This window comes from Mesorhizobium sp. M1A.F.Ca.ET.072.01.1.1 (assembly GCF_004023325.1).
Classification (GTDB): Bacteria; Pseudomonadota; Alphaproteobacteria; order Rhizobiales; family Rhizobiaceae; genus Mesorhizobium.
Window position 1 is genome coordinate 1 of record NZ_RZSF01000070.1, and the last position, 24290, is coordinate 24290.

18 protein-coding genes, 1 tRNA gene and 2 pseudogenes are annotated in these 24290 nt (G+C 62.8%); 19 read left to right on the forward strand and 2 right to left on the reverse strand.

The genetic code is table 11. The annotated features are described in order from the left end of the window. The 6 genes and pseudogenes from EOA32_RS12795 to EOA32_RS12820 all read left to right on the forward strand — a co-directional run. A pseudogene (locus EOA32_RS12795) lies at positions 1-277 on the forward strand (50S ribosomal protein L1); the annotation flags it as partial. 386 nt (positions 278-663) lie between these two features. After that, positions 664-1182, forward strand: a complete 519-nt coding sequence (rplJ, locus tag EOA32_RS12800; RefSeq protein WP_128371952.1) for a 50S ribosomal protein L10 — start codon at positions 664-666, stop codon at positions 1180-1182. A 54-nt stretch (positions 1183-1236) separates the two neighbouring features. Then, on the forward strand, positions 1237-1617 hold the full coding sequence (gene rplL, locus EOA32_RS12805) for a 50S ribosomal protein L7/L12 (protein ID WP_066989581.1): 381 nt from the start codon (positions 1237-1239) through the stop codon (positions 1615-1617). A 265-nt stretch (positions 1618-1882) separates the two neighbouring features. After that, positions 1883-6019, forward strand: a complete 4137-nt coding sequence (rpoB, locus tag EOA32_RS12810) for a DNA-directed RNA polymerase subunit beta (protein WP_095832994.1) — start codon at positions 1883-1885, stop codon at positions 6017-6019. Positions 6020-6164: 145 nt separating this feature from the next. Continuing rightward, on the forward strand, positions 6165-10361 hold the full coding sequence (gene rpoC, locus EOA32_RS12815; RefSeq protein ID WP_066989905.1) for a DNA-directed RNA polymerase subunit beta': 4197 nt from the start codon (positions 6165-6167) through the stop codon (positions 10359-10361). 76 nt (positions 10362-10437) lie between these two features. Then, entirely contained in the window at positions 10438-11103 is a 666-nt protein-coding gene (locus tag EOA32_RS12820) for an O-methyltransferase (RefSeq protein ID WP_095828497.1), read from the forward strand. 27 nt (positions 11104-11130) lie between these two features. Here the strand turns inward: EOA32_RS12820 and EOA32_RS12825 are convergent, their stop codons facing one another. Together EOA32_RS12825 and EOA32_RS12830 are read right to left on the reverse strand one after the other, a co-directional pair. Continuing rightward, positions 11131-12060, reverse strand: coding sequence for a Gfo/Idh/MocA family oxidoreductase (locus EOA32_RS12825; RefSeq protein WP_066989586.1), 930 nt, complete (start codon positions 12058-12060; stop codon positions 11131-11133). Positions 12061-12157: 97 nt separating this feature from the next. Next, the gene (locus tag EOA32_RS12830; RefSeq protein WP_066989908.1) at positions 12158-12439 is read right to left on the reverse strand and encodes a transcriptional regulator; all 282 of its coding nucleotides are present in this window, start codon (positions 12437-12439) and stop codon (positions 12158-12160) included. Between the two features lie 463 nt (positions 12440-12902). On the opposite strand from EOA32_RS12830, the gene rpsL reads away from it, so the two are divergent. The 13 genes and pseudogenes from rpsL to EOA32_RS12900 form a co-directional block, all read left to right on the forward strand. Next, positions 12903-13274 (forward strand): 30S ribosomal protein S12, encoded by a 372-nt coding sequence (rpsL, locus tag EOA32_RS12840; RefSeq protein ID WP_006202128.1) that lies wholly within the window; start codon positions 12903-12905, stop codon positions 13272-13274. A gap of 62 nt (positions 13275-13336) precedes the next feature. Next, entirely contained in the window at positions 13337-13807 is a 471-nt protein-coding gene (gene rpsG, locus EOA32_RS12845) for a 30S ribosomal protein S7 (protein ID WP_041003106.1), read from the forward strand. 29 nt (positions 13808-13836) lie between these two features. Further along, positions 13837-15927: an elongation factor G gene (fusA, locus tag EOA32_RS12850; RefSeq protein ID WP_067321482.1), complete on the forward strand. Its 2091-nt coding sequence runs from the start codon at positions 13837-13839 to the stop codon at positions 15925-15927. Positions 15928-16028: 101 nt separating this feature from the next. Continuing rightward, positions 16029-17204 carry an elongation factor Tu gene (tuf, locus tag EOA32_RS12855; RefSeq protein ID WP_066989565.1) on the forward strand — a complete coding sequence of 392 codons (1176 nt, stop codon included), beginning with the start codon at positions 16029-16031 and terminating at the stop codon, positions 17202-17204. Between the two features lie 359 nt (positions 17205-17563). After that, positions 17564-19135, forward strand: coding sequence for a hypothetical protein (locus tag EOA32_RS12860; protein ID WP_128371955.1), 1572 nt, complete (start codon positions 17564-17566; stop codon positions 19133-19135). 252 nt (positions 19136-19387) lie between these two features. Further along, positions 19388-20932, forward strand: coding sequence for a hypothetical protein (locus EOA32_RS12865; protein ID WP_128371956.1), 1545 nt, complete (start codon positions 19388-19390; stop codon positions 20930-20932). Positions 20933-21030: 98 nt separating this feature from the next. Further along, the gene (locus tag EOA32_RS12870) at positions 21031-21516 is read left to right on the forward strand and encodes a group II truncated hemoglobin (RefSeq protein WP_066989569.1); all 486 of its coding nucleotides are present in this window, start codon (positions 21031-21033) and stop codon (positions 21514-21516) included. An 88-nt stretch (positions 21517-21604) separates the two neighbouring features. Further along, positions 21605-22114 carry a metal-dependent hydrolase gene (locus EOA32_RS12875; protein ID WP_128371954.1) on the forward strand — a complete coding sequence of 170 codons (510 nt, stop codon included), beginning with the start codon at positions 21605-21607 and terminating at the stop codon, positions 22112-22114. A 36-nt stretch (positions 22115-22150) separates the two neighbouring features. Continuing rightward, positions 22151-22226: transfer RNA gene (locus EOA32_RS12880), tRNA-Trp, on the forward strand. Between the two features lie 358 nt (positions 22227-22584). Then, positions 22585-22788, forward strand: coding sequence for a preprotein translocase subunit SecE (secE, locus tag EOA32_RS12885; RefSeq protein WP_066989573.1), 204 nt, complete (start codon positions 22585-22587; stop codon positions 22786-22788). 27 nt (positions 22789-22815) lie between these two features. Beyond that, positions 22816-23340 carry a transcription termination/antitermination protein NusG gene (gene nusG / locus EOA32_RS12890; protein WP_066989575.1) on the forward strand — a complete coding sequence of 175 codons (525 nt, stop codon included), beginning with the start codon at positions 22816-22818 and terminating at the stop codon, positions 23338-23340. Positions 23341-23499: 159 nt separating this feature from the next. Then, positions 23500-23928, forward strand: a complete 429-nt coding sequence (gene rplK / locus EOA32_RS12895; RefSeq protein ID WP_059189557.1) for a 50S ribosomal protein L11 — start codon at positions 23500-23502, stop codon at positions 23926-23928. Positions 23929-23932: 4 nt separating this feature from the next. Then, positions 23933-24290, forward strand: a pseudogene (locus EOA32_RS12900) (50S ribosomal protein L1); the annotation flags it as partial.

Genomic DNA, 24290 nt, shown 5'->3' on the forward strand with positions numbered 1-24290 from the left:
GGTCGGCACCGTGACCCCCGATGTCGCGGCCGCCGTCAAGGCCTCGAAGGGCGGCGCCGTCGAGTTCCGCGTCGAGAAGGCCGGCATCGTCCAGGCCGGCGTCGGCAAGGTCTCGTTCGACGTCAAGGCGCTGGAAGAGAATGTGCGGGCCTTCGCCGATGCGGTGAACAAGGCCAAGCCCGCCGGCGCCAAGGGCAACTACGTCAAGAAGGTGTCGGTCACCTCGACGATGGGCCCTGGCCTCAAGCTCGACATCGCGACGCTCGCCGCGTCGTAAATGTCGCCTGACCGGCTTCCGGCCGGTCGCAAAAGAATTCCGGACCGCCGATCCGTCGGCGGCCCGGTAACCCGGGGGCCGAAAGGTTTCCGGATATCCTGTCCGAGATTGCAGGCGGCCGGCCTTGGTTCAAAAGGGGGCCTTAATTCATGTGGGCCTGCATGAGACGGGTGAAGACCCGACAAAGGAGCGAAAAGCTCCAATGAAAGGTTCGAACCGTGTTTGCCTTTTGTCAGCACATCAACCGGCTTTGCCGGCGGGTGTGGCGAAAGGGGGCAGGATCCTCGAGCGCCGTTCGGGAGATCCGTTTGTGGATGGCCCGGCCGGCAAAAGGCAACCCGACTTCTGACCTCGTGAATGGGGCAGGGGTCAACTGGAGATAGGCAGTGGACAGAGCGGAAAAACGCGAACTCGTCACGGGCCTGAACGAAGCGTTCTCGAACGCGGGTTCAGTCGTCGTGGCCCACTACGCCGGTATCACCGTCGCGCAAATGAACGACCTTCGGTCGAAGATGCGCGCCGCCGGTGGCACCGTCAAAGTCGCGAAGAACCGTCTCGCCAAGATCGCTCTTCAGGGCACGGACTCCGCATCGATCGTCGATCTGTTCAAGGGACAGACGCTGATCGCTTATTCGGAGGATCCGGTTGCGGCGCCGAAGATCGCGTCCGAGTTCGCCAAGGGGAATGACAAGCTGATCATTCTCGGCGGCGCAATGGGCTCGACCTCGCTCAACGCCGACGGTGTCAAGGCACTCGCCACGATGCCGTCGCTCGACGAGCTGCGCGCCAAGCTGGCTGGCATGATCGCCACGCCGGCAACCCGGATCGCCCAGATCGTCAATGCGCCCGCGGCTTCGGTCGCGCGCGTCATCGGCGCTTACGCCCGGAAGGACGAGGCGGCATGAGGCCGTTCCTCGCTGTCAACAACACACGTTCGAACCAAGTAAAGGAATACACAAATGGCTGATCTGGCAAAGATCGTAGACGACCTTTCGAAGCTGACCGTCCTCGAGGCGGCCGAGCTGTCGAAGCTCCTGGAAGAGAAGTGGGGCGTTTCGGCTGCTGCTCCGGTGGCGGTTGCCGCTGCTGGCGGTGGCGCTGCCGCTGCTGCTGCTCCGGCTGAAGAGAAGACGGAATTCGACGTCGTTCTCGCCGACGCCGGCGCCCAGAAGATCAACGTCATCAAGGAAGTCCGCGCCATCACCGGCCTTGGCCTCAAGGAAGCCAAGGACCTCGTCGAGGCGGCTCCGAAGCCGGTCAAGGAAGGCGTTTCCAAGGCCGATGCCGACAAGTTCAAGGCTCAGCTGGAAGCAGCTGGCGCCAAGGTCGAGCTGAAGTAAGCCTTATGGTTGAGGGCGGACGGCCTCGCGCCGGCCGCCCCCTCCCTTGACGAAAGGGAGGCTTCGTTGCGCGAGACATTTGAAAACCTCTTTCCTGAGGGCCGGAAGCGGCCTTCAGGAAACGGGTTTTCTCCCGTTTTTACCGGCAGCCCCCAAGCAATTGGAAGGGCGGCCGGAAAACAGACAGGGGCGGCCGGCGAGCGGCCCATTGGTGCAAGGCGAACCGCGGCGAGGTTCGCCCCGAGTTTTGAGCTAAGGAGCGACGATGGCCCAGACCCAGACTTTCAATGGCCGCAGACGCGTACGCAAGTTCTTCGGGAAGATCCCGGAAGTTGCGGAGATGCCGAACCTCATCGAGGTTCAGAAGGCATCCTATGACCAGTTCCTGATGGTGGACGAGCCCAAGGGTGGGCGTCCGGACGAGGGGCTGCAGGCTGTTTTCAAGTCGGTCTTCCCGATCTCCGATTTTTCCGGCTCCTCGATGCTGGAATTCGTGAAGTATGAGTTCGAAGGACCGAAATTCGACGTCGACGAATGCCGTCAGCGCGACCTGACCTATGCTGCGCCGCTGAAGGTGACGCTGCGCCTCATCGTGTTCGATATCGATGAGGATACCGGCGCGAAGTCGATCAAGGACATCAAGGAGCAGGACGTCTATATGGGCGACATGCCGCTCATGACGTCGAACGGCACCTTCATCGTCAACGGCACCGAGCGCGTCATCGTCTCGCAGATGCACCGTTCGCCGGGCGTCTTCTTCGACCACGACAAGGGCAAGTCGCACTCGTCGGGCAAGCTTCTGTTTGCCGCGCGCGTCATCCCCTATCGCGGCTCGTGGCTCGACATCGAGTTCGATTCCAAGGACGTGGTCCACGCCCGCATCGACCGCCGCCGCAAGATTCCGGTGACGTCGCTGCTGATGGCGCTCGGCATGGACGGCGAAGAGATCCTGTCGACCTTCTACAACAAGATCACCTACAAGCGCGCCGGCGACCACTGGCGCATCCCGTTCAATGTCGAGCGCTTCCGCGGCCTCAAGGCTGTCGGCGACCTGGTCGACGCCGACACGGGCGAGATCGTCGTCGAGGCCGGCAAGAAGATCACCGCCCGCCAGGCCCGCCAGCTCGGCGAAAAGGGTCTCAAGGCGATCAAGGCGACCGACGAGGACCTGCTCGGCAACTACCTGGCCGAGGACATCGTCAACTACGCCACCGGCGAGATCTTTCTCGAGGCCGGCGACGAGATCGACGAGAAGACGCTGAAGGTGCTGCTCGGCACCGGCGAGGACGAGATCCAGATCCTGGACATCGACCACGTCAATGTCGGCGCCTACATCCGCAACACGCTCGCCGTCGACAAGAACGAGAGCCGCCAGGACGCGCTGTTCGACATCTACCGCGTCATGCGTCCGGGCGAGCCGCCGACGCTCGAGACCGCCGAAGCCATGTTCAACTCGCTGTTCTTCGACAGCGAGCGCTATGACCTGTCGGCTGTCGGCCGCGTCAAGATGAACATGCGCCTCGAGCTCAAGGCCGAGGACACCGTGCGCGTGCTGCGCAAGGAAGACATCCTGGCCGTGGTCAAGACGCTGGTCGAGCTGCGCGACGGCAAGGGCGAGATCGACGACATCGACAATCTCGGCAACCGCCGCGTCCGCTCGGTCGGCGAGCTGATGGAGAACCAGTACCGCGTCGGCCTGCTGCGCATGGAGCGCGCGATCAAGGAGCGTATGTCCTCGATCGAGATCGACACGGTCATGCCGCAAGACCTGATCAACGCCAAGCCGGCGGCCGCCGCCGTGCGCGAGTTCTTCGGCTCCTCGCAGCTCTCGCAGTTCATGGACCAGACCAACCCGCTGTCGGAGATCACCCACAAGCGTCGCCTGTCGGCGCTTGGACCGGGCGGTCTGACCCGCGAGCGTGCCGGCTTCGAGGTGCGCGACGTGCATCCGACGCACTACGGCCGTATCTGCCCGATCGAGACGCCGGAAGGCCCGAATATCGGTCTGATCAACTCGCTCGCCACCTTCGCGCGTGTCAACAAGTACGGCTTCATCGAGAGCCCGTACCGCAAGATCGTCAACGGCAAGCTGACCAATGAAGTCGTCTATCTGTCGGCGATGGAGGAGGCCAAGCACCACGTCGCGCAGGCCAACGCCGAGCTCGACAAGAACGGCAGCTTCGTCGACGAGTTCGTCATCTGCCGCAACGCCGGCGAGGTGATGATGGCGCCGCGCGAGAACGTCGACCTGATGGACGTGTCGCCGAAGCAGATGGTGTCGGTGGCCGCGGCCCTCATCCCGTTCCTCGAGAACGACGACGCCAACCGCGCGCTGATGGGCTCGAACATGCAGCGTCAGGCCGTGCCGCTGGTGCGCGCCGAGGCGCCGTTCGTCGGCACCGGCATGGAGCCGGTCGTGGCCCGTGACTCAGGCGCCGCCATCGGTGCCCGCCGCGGCGGCGTGGTCGACCAGGTGGACGCCACCCGTATCGTTATCCGCGCCACCGAAGATCTCGACCCGGGCAAGTCCGGCGTCGACATCTACCGGCTGATGAAGTTCCAGCGTTCGAACCAGAACACCTGCATCAACCAGCGTCCGCTGGTGCGTGTCGGCGACCGGGTGAACAAGGGCGACATCATCGCCGACGGTCCTTCGACCGAGCTCGGCGATCTGGCGCTCGGCCGCAACGTGCTGGTCGCGTTCATGCCGTGGAACGGCTACAACTACGAGGACTCGATCCTGCTCTCCGAGCGCATCGTGGCCGACGACGTCTTCACCTCGATCCACATTGAGGAGTTCGAGGTTATGGCCCGCGACACCAAGCTCGGACCGGAGGAGATCACGCGCGACATTCCGAACGTCTCGGAAGAAGCGCTGAAGAACCTCGACGAGGCCGGCATCGTCTATATCGGCGCGGAAGTGCAGCCGGGCGACATCCTGGTCGGCAAGATCACGCCGAAGGGCGAAAGCCCGATGACGCCGGAAGAGAAGCTCCTGCGCGCCATCTTCGGCGAAAAGGCCTCGGACGTTCGCGACACCTCTATGCGCATGCCTCCGGGTACCTTCGGCACGGTCGTCGAAGTGCGCGTCTTCAACCGCCACGGCGTGGAGAAGGACGAGCGCGCCATGGCGATCGAGCGCGAGGAGATCGAGCGTCTGGCCAAGGACCGCGACGACGAGCAGGCGATCCTCGACCGCAACGTCTATTCGCGCCTGTCGGACATGCTGGTCGGCAAGGAAGCGATTGCCGGGCCGAAGGGCTTCAAGAAGGGCTCGAAGCTGTCGAAGGACACGCTCGACGAGTATCCGCGCTCGCAGTGGTGGCAGTTCGCCGTGGAGAACGAAAAGCTCCAGAGCGAGCTGGAAGCCCTGCGCGGCCAGTACGACGACTCCAAGAAGGCGCTGGAGCAGCGCTTCATGGACAAGGTCGAGAAGGTGCAGCGCGGCGACGAGATGCCTCCGGGCGTCATGAAGATGGTCAAGGTCTTCGTGGCGGTGAAGCGCAAGATGCAGCCGGGCGACAAGATGGCCGGCCGTCACGGCAACAAGGGCGTGGTGTCGCGCATCGTTCCGGTCGAGGACATGCCTTTCCTCGAGGACGGCACGCATGCCGATATCGTGCTCAACCCGCTGGGTGTGCCGAGCCGCATGAATGTCGGCCAGATCCTGGAAACGCATCTGGGCTGGGCCTGCGCCGGCATGGGCAGGAAGATCGGCGAGCTGATCGACGCCTACAAGGCTGGCGGCGACATCAAGCCGCTGCGCAAGACGCTGGAAAGCTTCATGCCTTCCAACGACCGCAACGAGCCGGTCCGCGACTATGACGACGAGAGCATCATTCGCCTGAGCGAGCAGATGCGCCGCGGCGTCTCCATCGCGACTCCGGTGTTCGACGGCGCGCACGAAGCCGACATCAACACCATGCTGCAGCAGGCGGGCCTGCACACCAGCGGTCAGTCGCAGCTTTATGACGGCCGCACCGGCGAGCCGTTCGATCGCAAGGTGACGATGGGCTACATCTATATGCTCAAGCTTCACCACCTGGTGGACGACAAGATCCACGCGCGCTCGATCGGTCCGTACTCGCTCGTCACCCAGCAGCCGCTGGGCGGCAAGGCGCAGTTCGGCGGCCAGCGCTTCGGCGAAATGGAGGTCTGGGCGCTGGAAGCCTACGGCGCCGCTTATACGCTGCAGGAGATGCTGACGGTGAAGTCGGACGACGTTGCCGGACGCACCAAGGTCTACGAGGCGATCGTGCGCGGCGACGATACGTTCGAAGCCGGCATTCCCGAGAGCTTCAACGTTCTCGTCAAGGAGATGCGCTCCCTCGGCCTCAATGTCGAACTGGAGAACACCAAGTTCGAAGACGCTCCCGTGCGGCTGCCCGATGCTGCCGAATAAGGGCGCGGCCGAATAAGGGTAATGGCGCGCCGCGAACAACGTGGCGCGCCCAACAAATTCTCGGCCGGTCAGGCCGGCCAGTCTGCGGGCACTCGGCCCGCGCTCGATGCAAGGGGTTTTCGAGGACCCCGAAAAGGAGAACGGCATGAACCAAGAGGTCATGAATCTCTTCAACCCCCAGGCGCCTGCGCAGGTGTTCGATTCCATCCGGATCTCGCTCGCCAGCCCTGAGAAGATTCTGTCCTGGTCGTTCGGTGAGATCAAAAAGCCGGAGACCATCAACTACCGCACCTTCAAGCCGGAGCGTGACGGTCTGTTCTGCGCGCGCATTTTTGGTCCGATCAAGGACTACGAGTGCCTGTGCGGCAAGTACAAGCGCATGAAGTACAAGGGCGTCATCTGCGAAAAGTGCGGCGTCGAAGTCACGCTGTCGCGCGTCCGCCGCGAGCGCATGGGCCATATCGAGCTCGCCGCCCCCGTCGCCCATATCTGGTTCCTGAAGTCGTTGCCTTCGCGCATCGGCACGCTGCTCGACATGACGCTGAAGGATATCGAGCGCGTCCTCTACTTCGAGAACTACATCGTCACCGAGCCTGGCCTCACCGCGCTGAAGGAGCACCAGCTGCTCAGCGAGGAAGAGTACATGCTGGCCGTCGACGAGTATGGCGAGGACTCTTTCACCGCCATGATCGGCGCCGAGGCCATCCATGACCTGTTGGCCGGCATGGATCTGGAGAAGATCGCCGGCGATCTGCGCTCGGAGCTGGCTTCGACCTCGTCCGAGCTGAAGCAGAAGAAGCTTCTGAAGCGGCTCAAGGTCGTCGAGAACTTCATGGAATCCGGCAACCGTCCGGAATGGATGATCATGAAGGTCGTCCCGGTGATCCCGCCGGACCTGCGCCCGCTGGTCCCGCTGGACGGCGGCCGCTTCGCCACGTCCGACCTCAACGACCTCTATCGCCGCGTCATCAACCGCAACAATCGTTTGAAGCGGCTGATCGAGCTGCGCGCGCCCGGCATCATCGTGCGCAATGAAAAGCGCATGCTGCAGGAGGCCGTCGACGCGCTGTTCGACAACGGCCGCCGCGGCCGCGTCATCACCGGCGCCAACAAGCGTCCGCTGAAGTCGCTGTCCGACATGCTCAAGGGCAAGCAGGGTCGGTTCCGCCAGAACCTGCTCGGCAAGCGTGTCGACTATTCTGGCCGCTCGGTCATTGTGACCGGTCCGGAACTCAAGCTGCATCAGTGCGGCCTGCCGAAGAAGATGGCGCTGGAGCTGTTCAAGCCCTTCATCTACGCCCGCCTCGATGCCAAGGGTTTCTCCTCGACCGTCAAGCAGGCGAAGAAGCTGGTCGAGAAGGAGCGTCCGGAGGTCTGGGATATCCTCGACGAGGTCATCCGCGAGCATCCGGTGCTCTTGAACCGCGCGCCGACGCTGCACCGCCTCGGCATCCAGGCGTTCGAGCCGATCCTGATCGAAGGCAAGGCGATCCAGCTGCATCCGCTGGTCTGCACGGCCTTCAATGCCGACTTCGACGGCGACCAGATGGCGGTCCATGTGCCGCTGTCCCTGGAAGCGCAGCTCGAAGCGCGCGTGCTGATGATGTCGACCAACAACATCCTGCACCCGGCCTCCGGCGCGCCGATCATCGTGCCGTCGCAGGACATGGTTCTCGGTCTCTACTATCTGTCGATCGTCAACCAGAACGAGCCGGGCGAAGGCATGGTGTTCGCCGACATGGGCGAGCTCCAGCATGCGCTGGAGACCAAGGCGGTGACCCTGCACGCCAAGATCAAGGGCCGCTTCCGCACCGTCGATGCCGAAGGCAAGACGGTGTCGAAGATCTATGAAACCACGCCCGGCCGCATGATCATCGGCGAGCTTCTGCCGAAGAACGTCAACGTACCGTACGACATCGCCAACCAGGAGATGACCAAGAAGAACATCTCCAAGATGATCGACACCGTCTACCGCCACTGCGGCCAGAAGGAGACGGTCATCTTCTGCGACCGCATCATGGCTCTCGGCTTTGCGCATGCCTGCCGCGCCGGCATTTCGTTCGGCAAGGACGACATGGTGATTCCGGACACCAAGCTGAAGCTGGTCTCCGATACCGAGGCTTTGGCCAAGGAGTACGAGCAGCAGTACAATGACGGCCTGATCACGCAGGGCGAGAAGTACAACAAGGTGGTCGACGCCTGGGCCAAGTGCTCGGAGAAGGTCGCCGACGAGATGATGGCCCGCATCAAGGCGGTCGAGTTCGAGGAAAACGGCCGTCAGAAGCCGATGAACTCGATCTATATGATGTCGCATTCGGGTGCGCGCGGTTCGCCCACCCAGATGCGCCAGCTCGCCGGCATGCGCGGCCTGATGGCCAAGCCTTCGGGTGAGATCATCGAGACGCCGATCATCTCGAACTTCAAGGAAGGCCTCACCGTGCTCGAGTACTTCAACTCGACCCACGGCGCCCGCAAGGGTCTGGCCGACACCGCCTTGAAGACGGCGAACTCGGGGTACCTGACCCGCCGTCTGGTCGACGTGGCGCAGGACTGCATCGTCAATTCGCTGGATTGCGGCACCGACAAGGGCCTCACCATGCAGCCGATCGTCGATGCCGGTCAGATCGTCGCCTCGGTCGGTCAACGCGTGCTCGGCCGCACGGCGCTCGATGACATCAACCACCCGGTCTCCGGCGAAGTGCTGGTCAAGGCCGGCAAGCTGATGGACGAGCGTGACGTGGAGCAGATCGAGAAGGCCGGCGTGCAGTCGGTACGCATCCGCTCGGCGCTGACCTGCGAGGTCAGGACCGGCGTCTGCGCGGTCTGCTACGGTCGCGATCTTGCCCGCGGCACGCCCGTCAACCAGGGCGAGGCCGTCGGCGTCATCGCGGCGCAGTCGATCGGCGAGCCGGGCACCCAGCTCACCATGCGCACCTTCCACATGGGCGGCACCGCGCAGGTGGTGGATTCTTCGTTCCTCGAAGCCTCCTATGAGGGCAAGGTCGAGATCCGCAACCGCAACGTGGTGCGCAATTCCGAAGGTCAGCAGATGGTGATGGGCCGCAACATGGCGGTTCTGATCCTCGACGAGGCCGGCAAGGAACGCGCCACGCACCGCGTCGCCTACGGCTCGCGCATCTTCGTGGATGACGGCGACAAGGTGAAGCGCGGGCAGCGCATCGCCGAGTGGGATCCTTACACCCGCCCGATCCTCACCGAAATCGAGGGCAAGGTGGCGTTCGAGGATCTGGTCGACGGCATCTCCGTTCAGGAGACGGCCGACGAGTCGACCGGCATCACCAAGCGTGAGGTCATCGACTGGCGTTCGACGCCGCGCGGCAGCGACCTGAAGCCGGCGATCGTCGTGCAGGACGCCAAGGGCAAGGTGGGCAAGCTGTCGAAGGGCGGCGATGCACGTTTCCTGCTCTCGGTCGAGGCCATTCTCTCGGTCGAGCCGGGCGCGCATGTCCGTCCGGGCGACGTGCTTGCGCGTATCCCGATGGAAAGCGCCAAGACCAAGGACATCACCGGCGGTCTGCCGCGGGTGGCCGAATTGTTCGAGGCTCGCCGTCCGAAGGATCACGCCATCATCGCCGAGATCGACGGCACGGTCCGCTTCGGCCGCGACTACAAGAACAAGCGCCGCATCATCATCGAGCCGCACGACTCGACGCTGGAGCCGGTCGAGTACCTGATCCCGAAGGGCAAGCCGTTCCATCTGCAGGACGGCGACGTCATCGAGAAGGGCGACTACATCCTCGACGGCAACCCGGCGCCGCACGACATCCTCGCGATCAAGGGCGTGGAGGCGCTTGCGTCCTACCTCGTCAACGAGATCCAGGAGGTCTACCGCCTGCAGGGCGTGTCGATCAACGACAAGCACATCGAGGTGATCGTTCGCCAGATGCTGCAGAAGGTCGAGATCACCACGCAGGGCGACTCGACCTACATTCCGGGCGACCACGTCGACGTGATCGAGCTGGAAGAGGTCAACGAGCGGTTGATCGAGGACGGCAAGAAGCCGGCCGAAGGTCAGCCGGTGCTGCTCGGCATCACCAAGGCCTCGCTGCAGACGCCGTCCTTCATCTCGGCCGCGTCCTTCCAGGAGACGACCAGGGTGCTGACGGAAGCCGCGGTCGCCGGTAAGACCGACATGCTGCAGGGTCTGAAGGAGAACGTCATCGTCGGCCGCCTGATCCCGGCGGGCACGGGCGGCACGATGAGCCAAATAAGGCGCATCGCCACCTCGCGCGACGAGCTCATCATCGACGAGCGCCGCAAGGCCTCCGGTGTCGAGGTCGCCGAGCCGATGCTGACCAACATGGTCAACGCCGCGCAGTAAGCGCGGATGGAGTGTGAGAAAGAAAAGGGGCCCGCGTGGCCCCTTTTTTCATTCGGGTTATGAACGAGGAAAAACCATGAGCGCCAGGACCTGGACAGCTGTCGACGACTACATCGTCTCCTCTCTTTTCGATGCGGATCCCGCGCTAGACGCGGTGCTTGCGGCCAACCGCGAGCAGGGCCTGCCGGCGATCGACGTCTCGGCCGCGCAGGGCAAATTGCTTTCGCTTCTGGTGCGGATTCGTGGCGCAAGGAAGGTGCTCGAGATCGGCACGCTCGGTGGTTACTCGACCATCTGGATGGCAAGGGGCCTGCCTGCCGATGGCAGAGTAGTGACGCTGGAGCTTGAGCCGCACCGTGCCAAGGTCGCGCGCTCGAACTTCGAGCGGGCAGGGGTTTCCGACAAGGTGGATCTGCGGCTCGGGCCAGCTCTTCAATCGCTAGCAGCCTTGGTCAGCGAAAATGCCGGTCCGTTCGACCTGATCTTCATCGACGCCGACAAGCCGAACAACCCGAATTATCTCAGCTGGGCCATGCGGCTGTCGCGCTCCGGAACGGTCATCGTTTGCGACAACGTCATCCGCGACGGCGCCGTCGTCAAAAAGGACAGCGGCGATGCCAATGTCGAAGGCGCCCGCGCGGCGTTCTCCTTCATCGGCGGCGAGAAGCGGCTGGACGGCACCGCCATCCAGACCGTCGGCGCCAAGGGCTATGACGGCTTTGCGATAGCGATCGTGGACTGACGCCGGCGCTGCACCCGGGGCTTGCTGTTAATCGAAGAAAGGCTCGACCACATTGCGCTTGCCGAGCATGAAGGCGTCGGCGACGTGCTGGAGCGGGGCCAGGTCGACGTCGCAGATGCCGGCGCGGACAATCTCGGCGAAACGCTTGTAGAGCATCGGATATTCGGCTTCCGGCTCGTCATGGATGATCTTGCCGTCGACGGCGAGCTTTGCGCCGCCGCCCGAAAGCACCATCTTGCCCTCGTCGGTCTCGGCCAGGATGTCCCAGCTCTGCGGACCGGTCTGCAGCCAGTCGAGTTCCATCGTCACCGGGAGCCCGTTCGAGGTGCGGAAGGTGACATGCGCCGCGACCGGCGAGGCGCGGTTCTCGGGGAAGTCGAGCACGGCCGAGGTGATGAACATCGGCGGCAAGATGTGGGTAGCGATCGATAGCGCGTTGATGCCGGGATCGAACACGCCGAAACCGCCCGGCGCCCAGATCCATTCCTGGTTCGGGTGCCAGCGGCGCACGTCTTCCTTCCAGTTGATCGCCGCCGAGTCGATTCTGGCCGAAGCCAGGAGGGCGCGCGCGGCCTCGACCGCCGGCGCGTAGCGCGAATGCCAGCTGGCGAAAAGCGAAACGCCTTTCTTCGCGGCAATCGCCTTCAGGTGCTCGACCTCGCTGACGGTGGCGCCCGGCGGCTTCTCCATGAAGACGTGCTTTCCGGCGTCGAGCGCGGTGCGCGCGGCGTCATAGCGGAACTGCGGCGGCATGCAGAGCGAGACGGCTTCCAGGCCCGGCTCGGCCTCGAGCATCGCCTCGATCGTCGGATAGTTCGGGATGCCGTCCACCTTGCCATGGCGGCTGGCGGCGGCCGCAAGCTGATAACTGCTGTCCTTGGCCAGTGCCGGAAGATGCTGGTCGCGGACGATCTTTCCCACGCCGACGATACCGATCCTGATGGGGTTGCTGGTCATTGGGACTCCGAGGGATGGAAGAAGTAGGTGTTCTTAGGCAGGACAACGGTGCCCGGCAAGCCTGGACGAAATCGCAATCTCGCGATCCCTCACGGGATCAGCTCGGCTCGTCGAAGGTAACGATCGAGACTTCGCCCTCCAGCGCGCCCTGATAGGCGGACAGATGCGGCTCTTCGTCGGGGGTGCCTTCCATGTCGCCGATCTGGTCGAGCTCGGCTTCGGCGAATCCTTCGGCGGCGAGCGATTCGAGCGCGCGGCGGACGGCAGAATCATCGTCGGGCGCGACCAGCATCACATGCACGCCTTCCGGCTTGCCGCCTTTTCGCCGCCACACCCGGCCGGTGATGATGGTGACCGGGCGCTCCTCGTTGTCGTTCACGGGCTGATTCCTCCGGAAGCGGGGAGTTTTGCCATTCATGCCGCCTTATTTGCACGAAGCCGGCCGAGATGACAGGCGAAAGCGGGTCACTTTCTTCCTCGCTCTTGAAAAAAGACGCAAGAAAATTACATGCGTTTTCCGCATGGCTGCCAAGCTCCGGATCGGGCGCAATATTTGCCGTTCCGGGGTTGACGGATAGGGGGCTTGCGAGTAGAAGCCGCCACGTCAGAACCGATGTGAGACTTGCTTTTCCGAGGCGACGCGCCTTGGAGTTTGCCTCAAACAGGGTTCGTTTTACGAGCGAAAAGACATCTCCGGCGCGCATGAAGCGGCTTCCGCTTCCTCTGCAATTTGTTCGGGCAGGACCGCGAGGCGCGGTGTGTTGCCCGAATTCGCGTATGGAAATGACGCTTTGAGCGGCCCTGACAGGGCAAGACACGGAATTGAGAGACAAGAGGGTTTAATGCCTACCGTCAACCAGCTGATCCGCAAGCCGCGCCTGGCGCCGGTGAAGCGCAACAAGGTCCCGGCCATGCAGCAGAACCCGCAGAAGCGGGGCGTCTGCACGCGCGTCTACACGACGACGCCGAAGAAGCCGAACTCGGCGCTGCGCAAGGTGGCCAAGATCCGTCTGACCAATGGTTTCGAAGTGATCGGCTACATCCCGGGCGAAGGCCATAACCTTCAGGAGCACTCGGTGGTCATGATCCGTGGCGGCCGCGTCAAGGATCTGCCGGGCGTCCGCTATCACATCATCCGCGGCGTGCTCGACACCCAGGGTGTGAAGAACCGCAAGCAGCGCCGTTCGAAATACGGTGCCAAGCGTCCGAAGTAAGGGTTTCCGGCTTCGGCGCTTTTTTTGACTGCGCCGTGCCACGAGATTGAGAGACAAGAGCCATGTCCCGTCGTCACAGTGCAGAAAAGCGTGAGATCAATCCGGACCCCAAGTTCGGCGATCTGGTCGTCACCAAGTTCATGAACGCCGTCATGTATGACGGCAAGAAGTCGGTCGCCGAGACCATCGTCTACGGCGCGCTGGACCAGGTCCAGGCCAAGACCAAGCAGGAGCCGGTCGCTGTCTTCCACCAGGCGCTCGACAATGTCGCGCCGCATGTGGAAGTGCGTTCGCGTCGCGTCGGCGGCGCCACCTACCAGGTTCCGGTGGACGTGCGCCCCGAGCGCCGCCAGGCGCTGGCCATCCGCTGGCTGATCGCCGCCGCACGCAACCGCAACGAGACTACGATGGTCGACCGCCTCTCGGGCGAGCTGATGGACGCGGCCAACAACCGCGGCACGGCCGTCAAGAAGCGTGAAGACACCCACAAGATGGCGGAAGCCAACCGCGCCTTCGCGCACTACCGCTGGTAAAGCGCGAACGAGACTGAGAGGCACCTCCCATGGCCCGCGAATACAAAATCGAAGACTACCGCAATTTCGGTATCATGGCGCATATCGACGCCGGCAAGACGACGACGACCGAGCGCGTCCTGTACTACACGGGCAAGTCGCACAAGATCGGCGAAGTCCATGACGGCGCTGCCACCATGGACTGGATGGAGCAGGAGCAGGAACGCGGCATCACCATCACCTCTGCCGCGACCACGACCTTCTGGAAGGGTCGTGACGGCAAGATGCGCCGCTTCAACATCATCGACACTCCCGGACACGTCGACTTCACCATCGAGGTCGAGCGTTCGCTGCGCGTGCTCGACGGCGCCATCGCGCTGCTCGATGCCAACGCCGGCGTCGAGCCGCAGACCGAGACCGTGTGGCGCCAGGCCGACAAGTACCACGTGCCGCGCATGATCTTCTGCAACAAGATGGACAAGATCGGCGCCGACTTCTACCGCTCGGTGGAAATGATCGGCTCACGCCTCGGCGCGCAGGCCGTCGTCATGCAGCTGCCGATCGGCGCCGAGACCGAGTTCAAGGGCGTCGTCGACCTCGTCGAAATGAATGCGCTTGTCTGGCGCGACGAGACGCTGGGCGCTGCCTGGGACGTCGTCGAGATCCCGGCCGACCTCAAGGACAAGGCCGCTCAGTATCGCGAGAAGATGATCGAGGCCGCCGTCGAGATGGACGAGACCGCGCTCGAGAATTACCTCGAAGGCAACATGCCGTCGAACGACGAGATCCGTGCGCTGATCCGCAAGGGCACCATCGCGGTCAAGTTCTTCCCGATGTTCTGCGGCTCGGCCTTCAAGAACAAGGGCGTGCAGCCGCTGCTGGACGCCGTTGTCGAATACCTGCCGTCGCCGATCGACGTGCCGGCCATCAAGGGTGTCGACGCCAAGACCGACGCCGAGATCGAGCGTCATGCCGACGACAACGAGCCGCTGTCGATGCTGGCGTTCAAGATCATGAACGACCCGTTCGTCGGCTCGCTGACCTTCGCTCGCATCTACTCGGGCAAGCTCACCAAGGGCACCTCGCTCGACAACACCGTGAAGGGCAAGAAGGAGCGCATCGGCCGCATGTTGCAGATGCATGCGAATTCGCGCGCCGATATCGAGGAAGCCTATGCCGGCGACATCGTCGCGCTGGCCGGCCTCAAGGACACGACGACCGGCGACACGCTCTGCGATCCGCTGCATCCGGTCATCCTCGAGCGCATGGAATTCCCCGATCCGGTCATCCAGATCGCCATCGAGCCGAAGACCAAGAACGACCAGGAAAAGATGGGCCTCGCGCTGCATCGCCTGGCGGCAGAGGATCCGTCCTTCCGCGTCAAGACCGACGAGGAAAGCGGCCAGACCATCATCGCCGGCATGGGCGAGCTGCATCTCGACATCATCGTCGACCGCATGCGCCGCGAGTTCAAGGTGGAAGCCAATGTCGGCGCTCCGCAGGTGGCCTATCGCGAGACGATCACCCGGACCCACGAGCAGGACTACACGCACAAGAAGCAGACGGGCGGCACCGGCCAGTTCGCTCGCGTCAAGATCGTGTTCGAGCCGAACACCGAGAGCGAAGAGTTCCTGTTCGAGTCCAAGATCGTCGGCGGTGCGGTGCCGAAGGAATACATCCCCGGCGTCGAGAAGGGCATCCAGAGCGTCATGGGTTCCGGCCCGTTTGCCGGCTTCCCGATGATCGGTGTCAAGGCGACGCTGATCGACGGCGCCTTCCACGACGTCGACTCCTCGGTGCTGGCGTTCGAAATTGCCTCCCGCGCCTGCTTCAAGGAAGCGGCCCCGAGGCTCGGCGTGCAGCTGCTGGAGCCGATCATGAAGGTCGAGGTCGTGACGCCGGAAGACTATGTCGGCGGCGTTATCGGTGACCTCAACGGCCGTCGCGGCCAGATCCAGGGCCAGGAAGCGCGTGGCGTGGCAGTCGTCATCAACGCGATGGTGCCTTTGGCCAACATGTTCAAGTACGTCGACAATCTGCGTTCGATGTCGCAGGGCCGCGCCCAGTACACGATGCAGTTCGACCACTATGAGCCGGTCCCTACGGCGGTGGCCCAGGAAGTCCAGAAAAAGTACGCGTGAGAATGCCTGTGCCACCGGAACCGCGGCTCTTACGCGTTTCCGGTTCGGCTGGAGCGAATATCAATTTCCCCGAGCGGGATGAGTAAAGACGGAGAAATACAGTGGCAAAAGGTAAATTCGAGCGCACCAAGCCGCATGTGAACATTGGCACGATCGGCCACGTCGATCATGGCAAGACGTCGCTGACGGCGGCGATCACGAAGTATTTTGGCGAATACAAGCGCTATGACCAGATCGACGCGGCGCCGGAAGAGAAGGCGCGCGGCATCACCATCTCGACGGCGCATGTCGAGTACGAGACGGCCAACCGTCACTATGCCCATGTCGACTGCCCCGGCCACGCCGACTATGTGAAGAACATGATCACCGGCGCCGCGCAGATGGACGGCGCGATCCTGGTGGTTTCGGCCGCCGACGGCCCGATGCCGCAGACCCGCGAGCACATCCTTTTGGCCCGTCAGGTCGGCGTGCCCTCGATCGTGGTGTTCCTGAACAAGGTCGACCAGGTCGACGACGCCGAGCTTCTCGAGCTGGTCGAGCTCGAGGTTCGCGAGCTGCTGACCAAGAACGAGTTCCCTGGCGACGACATTCCGATCGTCAAGGGTTCGGCTCTGGCTGCGCTCGAAGATTCGAACAAGACCATCGGCGAGGACGCCATCCGCGAGCTGATGGCGCAGGTCGACGCCTACATCCCGACGCCGGTCCGTCCGCTGGACAAGCCGTTCCTGATGCCGATCGAGGACGTGTTCTCGATCTCGGGCCGCGGCACGGTCGTGACCGGCCGCGTCGAGCGCGGCGTGGTCAAGGTCGGCGAGGAATTGGAGATCGTCGGCATCCGTCCGACGGCCAAGACCACCTGCACGGGCGTGGAGATGTTCCGCAAGCTGCTCGACCAGGGCCAGGCCGGCGACAACATCGGCGCGCTCTTGCGCGGCATCGACCGCGAGGGTGTCGAGCGCGGCCAGGTTCTGGCCAAGCCGGGTTCGGTGAAGCCGCACAAGAAGTTCGTGGCCGAAGCCTACATCCTGACCAAGGACGAGGGCGGCCGTCACACGCCGTTCTTCACCAACTACCGTCCGCAGTTCTACTTCCGCACCACCGACGTGACCGGCATCGTGACGCTGCCGGCCGGCACCGAGATGGTGATGCCCGGCGACAACATCACCGTCGATGTCGAGCTGATCGTGCCGATCGCCATGGAAGAGAAGCTGCGCTTCGCCATCCGTGAAGGCGGCCGCACCGTCGGTGCCGGCATCGTCGTCACCATCAAAGAATAATCGATCCGGCATCAGCCGGTTCGACAAGGAAAGGGCGGTCTTCGGGCCGCCCTTTTTGTTTCTCCCGTTGCTGCGGAGTAGAACATTCGAGGTGATGCAAAAGCTATTGCAACCACCGCCGCCGCAACTATCATAGGTTGCGGCAGGGGCTTCGCCAAAACATGATTTCCGGGCGTCATTCAAACGGTATGGCATTGTGGTGCCGCAGGCTGGTTCGTGTGATATCGGTCCTTTCGGTAGTGATGGTTGCCTTTGCAGCGAAGGCCGAGGATTTTTACCCGAAGACACCCTCCGATCCGAGGACATGGAATCCAAACACCTGGTACCTTCCAGGAATGTTCTCCAATGATTTCTCGGAGATGCGGTTTGTTGTTGTGCGGAGCAGCGCCATCGGCTGCGAGCCTAAGTGTCCGGAATGGATCTCGGCGGAGGGCGCCATCGAAGCCGGCACACCGGCTAAGCTAAAGCGAATATTGAAGGCGCTCGGCCGCCGCCAATTGCCGATTATCGTCAATTCCCCGGGCGGCAATGTCGATGCTGCGCTTCAGCTTGGCCGAATAATCCGCAAGAACAAGCTGGATGTCGCTGTCGGAGTGACCAAATTTTTCGGATGCTGGCCGGGGATGGACGACTGCCGAGCCAACGATGGCAAGGGGGCCGCCTATTTCGGCACAGCCTCAGACGGCGGCGCCATGTGCAATTCTGCCTGTCCGCTGATGTTTGCCGGCGGCGTCCGCCGCTTGGCAGGTGGCTGGGCCTATCTGGGTGTCCATCAGATCACCACCACCTATTTCCCCGCCAAACGGCAATATCGAACCACCTATCGAGTTGTGCGGGGCAAAAAATATCAGGTCACCACGGAAACCATCACTCAGGGCGAGAGCTACAAGACCTATGAAATGAGCAGGGCGGTTTCGAGGAGGCTCTCGGCCTATCTCAGGGAGATGGGTGTCGGGCAGGGCGTGCTGGACACGATGAAAGCCACGCCGGCCAGCGAAATCCGGCAGATCGCTCTCCAAGATATGCTGACAATGAAGCTGGCAACCGGCACGGAGACTGTCGACCTATTGACCAGCGCAAGCTTGTGCATGCTCGACAAGTCGGCCCCGAGTTGCCGAGAAATACCGGGGAATGCCAGCCCGGCTAAGATGGTATCGACGAAAGCGAAGGGCGTACCTCCTCAAAAGGCTGAAGCCTCGCTTTCCCCGCCGGCCAAGGTCGCGCCCATTAAGCCGTTCCAGGGAGCGGCAGGAAATGCGGCGCCGGAGATGCGCTTCGTGGTCGTTCGCGGCAGCGATCCGCTCTGCGATCCCGACTGCCCGGAATGGATTTCAGCGGAAGGCGCGATCACCCCTCGAACTCCGCAAAAACTTCGCCAGTTGCTCGCCGCGCTCGACAACCCGCGGCTTCCCATTGTGATCAGCTCACGAGGCGGCGACTTGTTTGGCGCCTTGGCCGCAGGACGGCTTATCCACGAACGCAAGCTAGACGTCGTCGTCGCTCGCACCAATATCCTGGGTTGCAACCCACCCGGGGCAGGCTGTCTGGACGACAATGGCGCCTATGTCGGGCTGATCAGCCAATTCGGAGTGGAGTGCGATTCAGCCTGCGCACTCATGCTCGCCGGCGGCGCCAGGCGGCTGGTCGACCCCAAGGCGCGGCTCAGCGTGTCCTCAATGGGACAGAAGCGGATTGTCAAAGCCTATTTGGACGAGATGGCGATCAGCCCAGGCCTGTTCGCAGCGATAGATCAGAGTTCAGTCGAGCGTCAGCTTGAACCCGATATAATGCTGAAGGTCGGGCTGGTGACCGGGCCGGACACATCGGACACGCTGACTGGCCCCGCCATTTGCAGGTCCTCGCCAAAGCCGGACAATTGCCGGCTCCCGCCCTCTGCCAACGCCCAGGCAAAGACGCCGCCAGAACTTTAGCGTAGTCGCGACGAAGGTCGAGGCAGCAGCCGTCAGGCTGGCATTGCTCGCACCCTCTTCAATTCTATTGCAAGCATCGTCGCCGTAACTAGTATGGGTTGGACCGAGGGCTTGGCAGGCGTGATTTCCGCGTTCCTTTCAAAGGGTATTTCGTGGCCGCTAGGGCTGGTTCGGCTCGGGCTGGCCATCGCTATTGGGCTTACCGCGTTTGCCGCCGCAGCGAAGGAAACGCCGCCGGATTACGGCCCTGCCATGCGCTTCGTCGTGGTGCGCAGCAGCGCGCCAGGCTGCGAGCCGAACTGCCCGGAATGGATTTCTGCCGAAGGCAGCATCGAGGCCGGCACGCCGGCGCTGTTCAAGCGCCTCTTGAAGACGCTCGGCGGCCGGCAACTGCCGATCGTCGTCAGTTCTCCTGGAGGCAATGTCGACGCCGCGCTCCAACTCGGCCGCATGATCCGTAAGAACAAGCTCGACATCGCCGTGGGCACTACGGGGTTTTCCGGTTGCTCGCCCGAAATGAAGAACTGCCGGGACAATGACAGTAAGAACACGCCGTATTCCGGCATCGCCTACGACAGCGGCGCCATGTGCAATTCCGCATGTCCCCTGATGTTTGCCGGCGGCGTCCGCCGTGTGGTCGGCGAGTGGGCTTTTCTCGGAGTTCATCAGATCACCACGACATATCACAGGGAAAAGCTGCTCTACCGCACCACCTACAGAATTGTGAACGGCAAGAAGAAGGTCCTCAGCACCAAGGTCGTCAGCCGCAAGAATGCCGGCAGCTACAAGACCTACGAGATGAGCAAGGCGGTCGAGAAACGGCTGTCCGGCTATCTGAAAGAAATGGGTATTGGGCAGGGCGTGCTGGACGTGATGAAAGCGACGCCGGCAAGCGACATAAAGCAGATCGAGCCCGACGATATGCTGGATATGAAGCTCGTCACCAGCCTCGATTCCCTCGACCTGATGACCGAAGCAGCCATATGCCGGCGCGATCCGGTGCCAGCGAACTGCCGCGAGATACCGGCCAATGGCAAGGCCAAGCCGGCCGAGGTGGCGACGGTCGCGGCCAAACCGGCCTACAGTCAGCCGGCGGAGGCAGCATCACCGCCAAAGCCGCAGCAGGAAATGCGTTTCATCCTCGTTCGCGGCAGCAATCCGCTCTGCAACCCCGATTGTCCGGAATGGATTTCGGCGGAGGGAACGATCGTTGCCGGAACGCCCGACAGGCTGCGCGAGCTGCTGGACAAGGTCGGCGGGCGCAGGCTGCCCATCGTCCTCAACTCACAGGGCGGCGATGTCCAGGGCGCGCTCGCCGCCGGCCGGCTGATCCGCGAGCGCAGATTGGATGTTGCGGTCGCCCGGACGGATTTTCTCGATTGCGATCCCGGCACGGCAGGGTGCGTCTCCAAGGACAACCTTCATAATGGTCTCACCGTTGAAGCCGGCGCCGAATGCGATACAGCCTGCGTGCTGATGATCGCAGGCGGCACCAGGCGCTTGGTAGGTGCCGATACGCGTTTCCTGGTGCATTCCATGGGCATGGAAGACAAGGTCCGGTCGTATCTCGAGGAGATGGCGATCGGCTCGGGCTTGTTCGTCGCGATGCAGTCGGCCCAATCCGCCAAGCACAGGGAGCTCAGCCAGGACGAATTGGCGGGGTTCGGGCTCACCACCAGCCGCCAGTCGGTAGACGCTCTGACGGGCGCCACTATCTGCAAATCTTCGCCAAAACCCGATAACTGCCGGGTTCTGCCGTCCGCCAACGCCGAAGCGGAATCGCCGGCCAAGCTTTAGCAGCATTCGGCGCCATGCCAGCACTGGCCATGGAGGCAGGTTGAGCCGGCTCCGAGCTTCCCGCTATCCTTCTAGGCTCAAACGTAGGAGGACCGGAGATGAGCGAGGGCGTCCCGACTTTGTTCGAATGGGCCGGCGGCAGCGAGGCGCTCAACCGGCTGACGCAGATCTTTTACAACAGAGTGACCTTGGACCCGATCGTCGGTCCGGTGTTCAGGCACATGTCGCCGGACCATCCGGCGCATGTCGCCGCCTTCATCGGCGAGGTTTTCGGCGGGCCGAAGACCTACAGCGAAAGGCATGGTGGCCACCGCGAGATGGTCATGCATCATCTCGGCAGGCATCTGAGCGAGGAGCAGCGCCGGCGCTGGATCAACCTCCTGGCGGATGCGGCGGACGAATCGGGCCTGCCGGGCGATCCCGAGTTCCGTTCCGCCTTCATGGGCTATATCGAATGGGGATCGCGACTGGCCAAGATGAATTCCAATCTCGGCGAGACTTGCGACCCTGAGACCGAGCCAATGCCAAGCTGGGGCTGGGGCGTGCCGGGCGGGCCTTACAAGCCGCCGGCCGGGAAATCGTAGCCGAAGATGCTGGGTTTCTGCAAAATTCCGAAAAGATGACGCCGCAAAGACACCGCAGGGTCGTTGCATCAATGTGAGACGACCTTGCATGCTGATTGCCCATCTCCCATCGGGCTATATTCTGGGACGGCTCGCGCGAAGACGGCGACGGGAGGCATCCGATGTGGTGGCTGCCGCAATGCTCGGCAGCGTCATCCCTGACATCGACATGCTCTATTTTTACCTGATCGATGGCGGTCGCACGCACCATCATGCCTACATCACGCATTGGCCGTTGTTCTGGGCCACGATCGGGACGGTAGGCGTGTCGGTCGGTCGGTTGTTGGGATCGCGGCGTCTGCCGTCGATCGCCATCTTCTTAGCCGGAGCCATGTTGCATATGGCGCTCGACACGGTGGCATCGCCGATCATGTGGTTGGCGCCGTTCAGTCATCGCCCGTTTGAGCTCGTGGCGGTTCCGGCCAGCCATGGGAACTGGGTCCTGAGCTTCGTTCTGCATTGGACTTTCGCGCTTGAACTCGTGATCTGCGCATGGGCCCTGCGGCTTGGATGGCTGCGATCGCCGCTTCCAGCCGACGCGTCTCAAAAGGGCTCTTGAGTTCTCATCGGCTTTGTGAAATAGCAGCGCCCGTATACGGGCATAGCTCAGTTGGTAGAGCGGCGGTCTCCAAAACCGCAGGTCGTAGGTTCGAGCCCTGCTGCCCGTGCCACCTCCCATGGCAGACTGAGGGTGGGTGCGCTCCGCCGTTGAAAACCGGGGGGCGGCTTGCCATATAGCGAAAACTGGGGCATAAGGCCCCGCATAGCCGGGACGGAACGACTGGATGGTTCCGAGGCGGCGCTAAAACATAAAGCGGAACACTTGCCACTTGCGTGGACCAAGAATCGGTTTTATGTAGACTGAACAGACACGCGACGCGTGGAGCTGGGAAGCCGGCTTTACGCGTCTGATTTGCGTGGGCGAAATGGTGGTGCTGATTCGGCGCCGGCACGAAGTCCAGGCGGCACGTCCCGGCCAGCGGGATCATCCAGGAGACCCGGCCAACGGGTCTTGAAGACAGGCGGCAGATGGCTTCGAAAACCACAAACCCTTTCACCTTTCTCCAGCAGGTTCGCGCGGAGACGGCCAAGGTGACATGGCCCTCGCGCCGCGAGACCATGATCTCGACGGTGATGGTCCTGGTTTTTGCGCTCATCGCCATGATCTTCTTCTTCACCGCCGACATAGCCATGGGCTATGCGATCGAGTGGATTCTGGGCCTCGGACATTAAGTTCGGCGATTACGGAGAGGTCGTGAAATGACGCGGTGGTACATCGTCCACGCTTATTCGAACTTCGAGAAGAAGGTCGCCGAGGACATCGAGAACAAGGCCAAGCAGAAGGGCCTGTCGGGCGAGATCGAGCAGATCGTGGTGCCGACGGAGAAGGTCGTCGAGATACGCCGCGGCCGCAAGGTCGATGCGGAGCGCAAGTTCTTCCCCGGTTATGTGCTCTTGAAGGCCAACCTGACGGACGCCGTATTCTCGCTGGTCAAGAACACGCCGAAGGTCACCGGCTTCCTTGGTGACTCCAAGCCCGTGCCGATCACCGAGGCCGAGGCGCAACGCATCCTGAACCAGGTTCAGGAAGGCGTCGAGCGTCCGAAGCCGTCGGTCACCTTCGAGATCGGCGAGGCGATCCGCGTCTCGGACGGTCCGTTCGCGTCGTTCAACGGCTTCGTCCAGGAAGTGGACGAGGAGCGGGCGCGCCTCAAGGTGGAAGTTTCGATCTTCGGGCGCGCGGTGCCCGTCGATCTCGAATTCGGACAGGTCGAAAAGGGCTGATCCGAAGGTCCCCGTCCGAGAGGCGAAGGGATCGGCGGCGCGAAGGAATGGCGCTGCCATGAGCGGGTGGGAGGCGAATGCGGCTTAGCCGGCCGCTGGAACCGCACCACCAGACTGCAACCGCCGGTTTTCCCGGCATGAGAAAAGGCAGGAATAGAGATGGCTAAGAAAGTTGCAGGCCAGCTCAAGCTCCAGGTTGCCGCGGGCTCGGCCACGCCGTCGCCCCCGATCGGCCCGGCGCTTGGTCAGCGCGGCATCAACATCATGGAGTTCTGCAAGGCGTTCAACGCGCAGACCCAGGAGCTGGAGAAGGGCTCGCCCATCCCGGTCGTCATCACCTACTACCAGGACAAGTCGTTCACCTTCGTCATGAAGACGCCGCCGGTGAGCTACTTCCTGAAGAAGGCCGCCAACCTGAAGTCTGGTTCGAAGGAGCCGGGCAAGGTCAAGGCCGGCACGATCTCGCGCGACAAGGTGCGCCAGATCGCCGAGCAGAAGATGAAGGACCTGAACGCAAACGACGTCGAAGCGGCCATGCGCATGGTCGAGGGCTCCGCCCGCTCGATGGGCCTGGAAGTGGTGGGCTAAGATCATGGCAAAGATTGCAAAGCGTGTTGCCAAGAGCCGTGAAGGCATCGATCCGAACAAGGCCTATGCGCTCTCTGAGGCGCTGCAGCTGCTGAAGGACCGGTCCACGGTGAAGTTCGACGAGACGGTCGAGGTCGCGATGAATCTCGGCGTCGATCCGCGCCATGCCGACCAGATGGTCCGCGGCGTTGTCAACCTGCCGAACGGCACTGGCCGGTCGGTGCGCGTCGCCGTGTTCGCGCGCGGCGACAAGGCCGAGGAGGCCAAGGCGGCCGGCGCCGATATCGTTGGCGCCGAGGACCTGGTCGACATCGTCCAGAAGGGCACGATCGATTTCGATCGCTGCATCGCCACCCCGGACA

Bases quoted from the DNA above. Each gene is read 5' to 3' on its own strand.
- rplL (WP_066989581.1), top strand. From the start codon at position 1,237: ATGGCTGATCTGGCAAAGATCGTAGACGACCTTTCGAAGCTGACCGTC.
- rpoB (WP_095832994.1), top strand. From the start codon at position 1,883: ATGGCCCAGACCCAGACTTTCAATGGCCGCAGACGCGTACGCAAGTTC.
- rpoC (WP_066989905.1), top strand. From the start codon at position 6,165: ATGAACCAAGAGGTCATGAATCTCTTCAACCCCCAGGCGCCTGCGCAG.
- EOA32_RS12820 (WP_095828497.1), top strand. From the start codon at position 10,438: ATGAGCGCCAGGACCTGGACAGCTGTCGACGACTACATCGTCTCCTCT.
- EOA32_RS12825 (WP_066989586.1), bottom strand. From the start codon at position 12,060: ATGACCAGCAACCCCATCAGGATCGGTATCGTCGGCGTGGGAAAGATC.
- rpsL (WP_006202128.1), top strand. From the start codon at position 12,903: ATGCCTACCGTCAACCAGCTGATCCGCAAGCCGCGCCTGGCGCCGGTG.
- rpsG (WP_041003106.1), top strand. From the start codon at position 13,337: ATGTCCCGTCGTCACAGTGCAGAAAAGCGTGAGATCAATCCGGACCCC.
- fusA (WP_067321482.1), top strand. From the start codon at position 13,837: ATGGCCCGCGAATACAAAATCGAAGACTACCGCAATTTCGGTATCATG.
- EOA32_RS12860 (WP_128371955.1), top strand. From the start codon at position 17,564: ATGCGGTTTGTTGTTGTGCGGAGCAGCGCCATCGGCTGCGAGCCTAAG.
- EOA32_RS12865 (WP_128371956.1), top strand. From the start codon at position 19,388: ATGCGCTTCGTCGTGGTGCGCAGCAGCGCGCCAGGCTGCGAGCCGAAC.
- EOA32_RS12870 (WP_066989569.1), top strand. From the start codon at position 21,031: ATGAGCGAGGGCGTCCCGACTTTGTTCGAATGGGCCGGCGGCAGCGAG.
- EOA32_RS12875 (WP_128371954.1), top strand. From the start codon at position 21,605: ATGCTGATTGCCCATCTCCCATCGGGCTATATTCTGGGACGGCTCGCG.
- secE (WP_066989573.1), top strand. From the start codon at position 22,585: ATGGCTTCGAAAACCACAAACCCTTTCACCTTTCTCCAGCAGGTTCGC.
- nusG (WP_066989575.1), top strand. From the start codon at position 22,816: ATGACGCGGTGGTACATCGTCCACGCTTATTCGAACTTCGAGAAGAAG.
- rplK (WP_059189557.1), top strand. From the start codon at position 23,500: ATGGCTAAGAAAGTTGCAGGCCAGCTCAAGCTCCAGGTTGCCGCGGGC.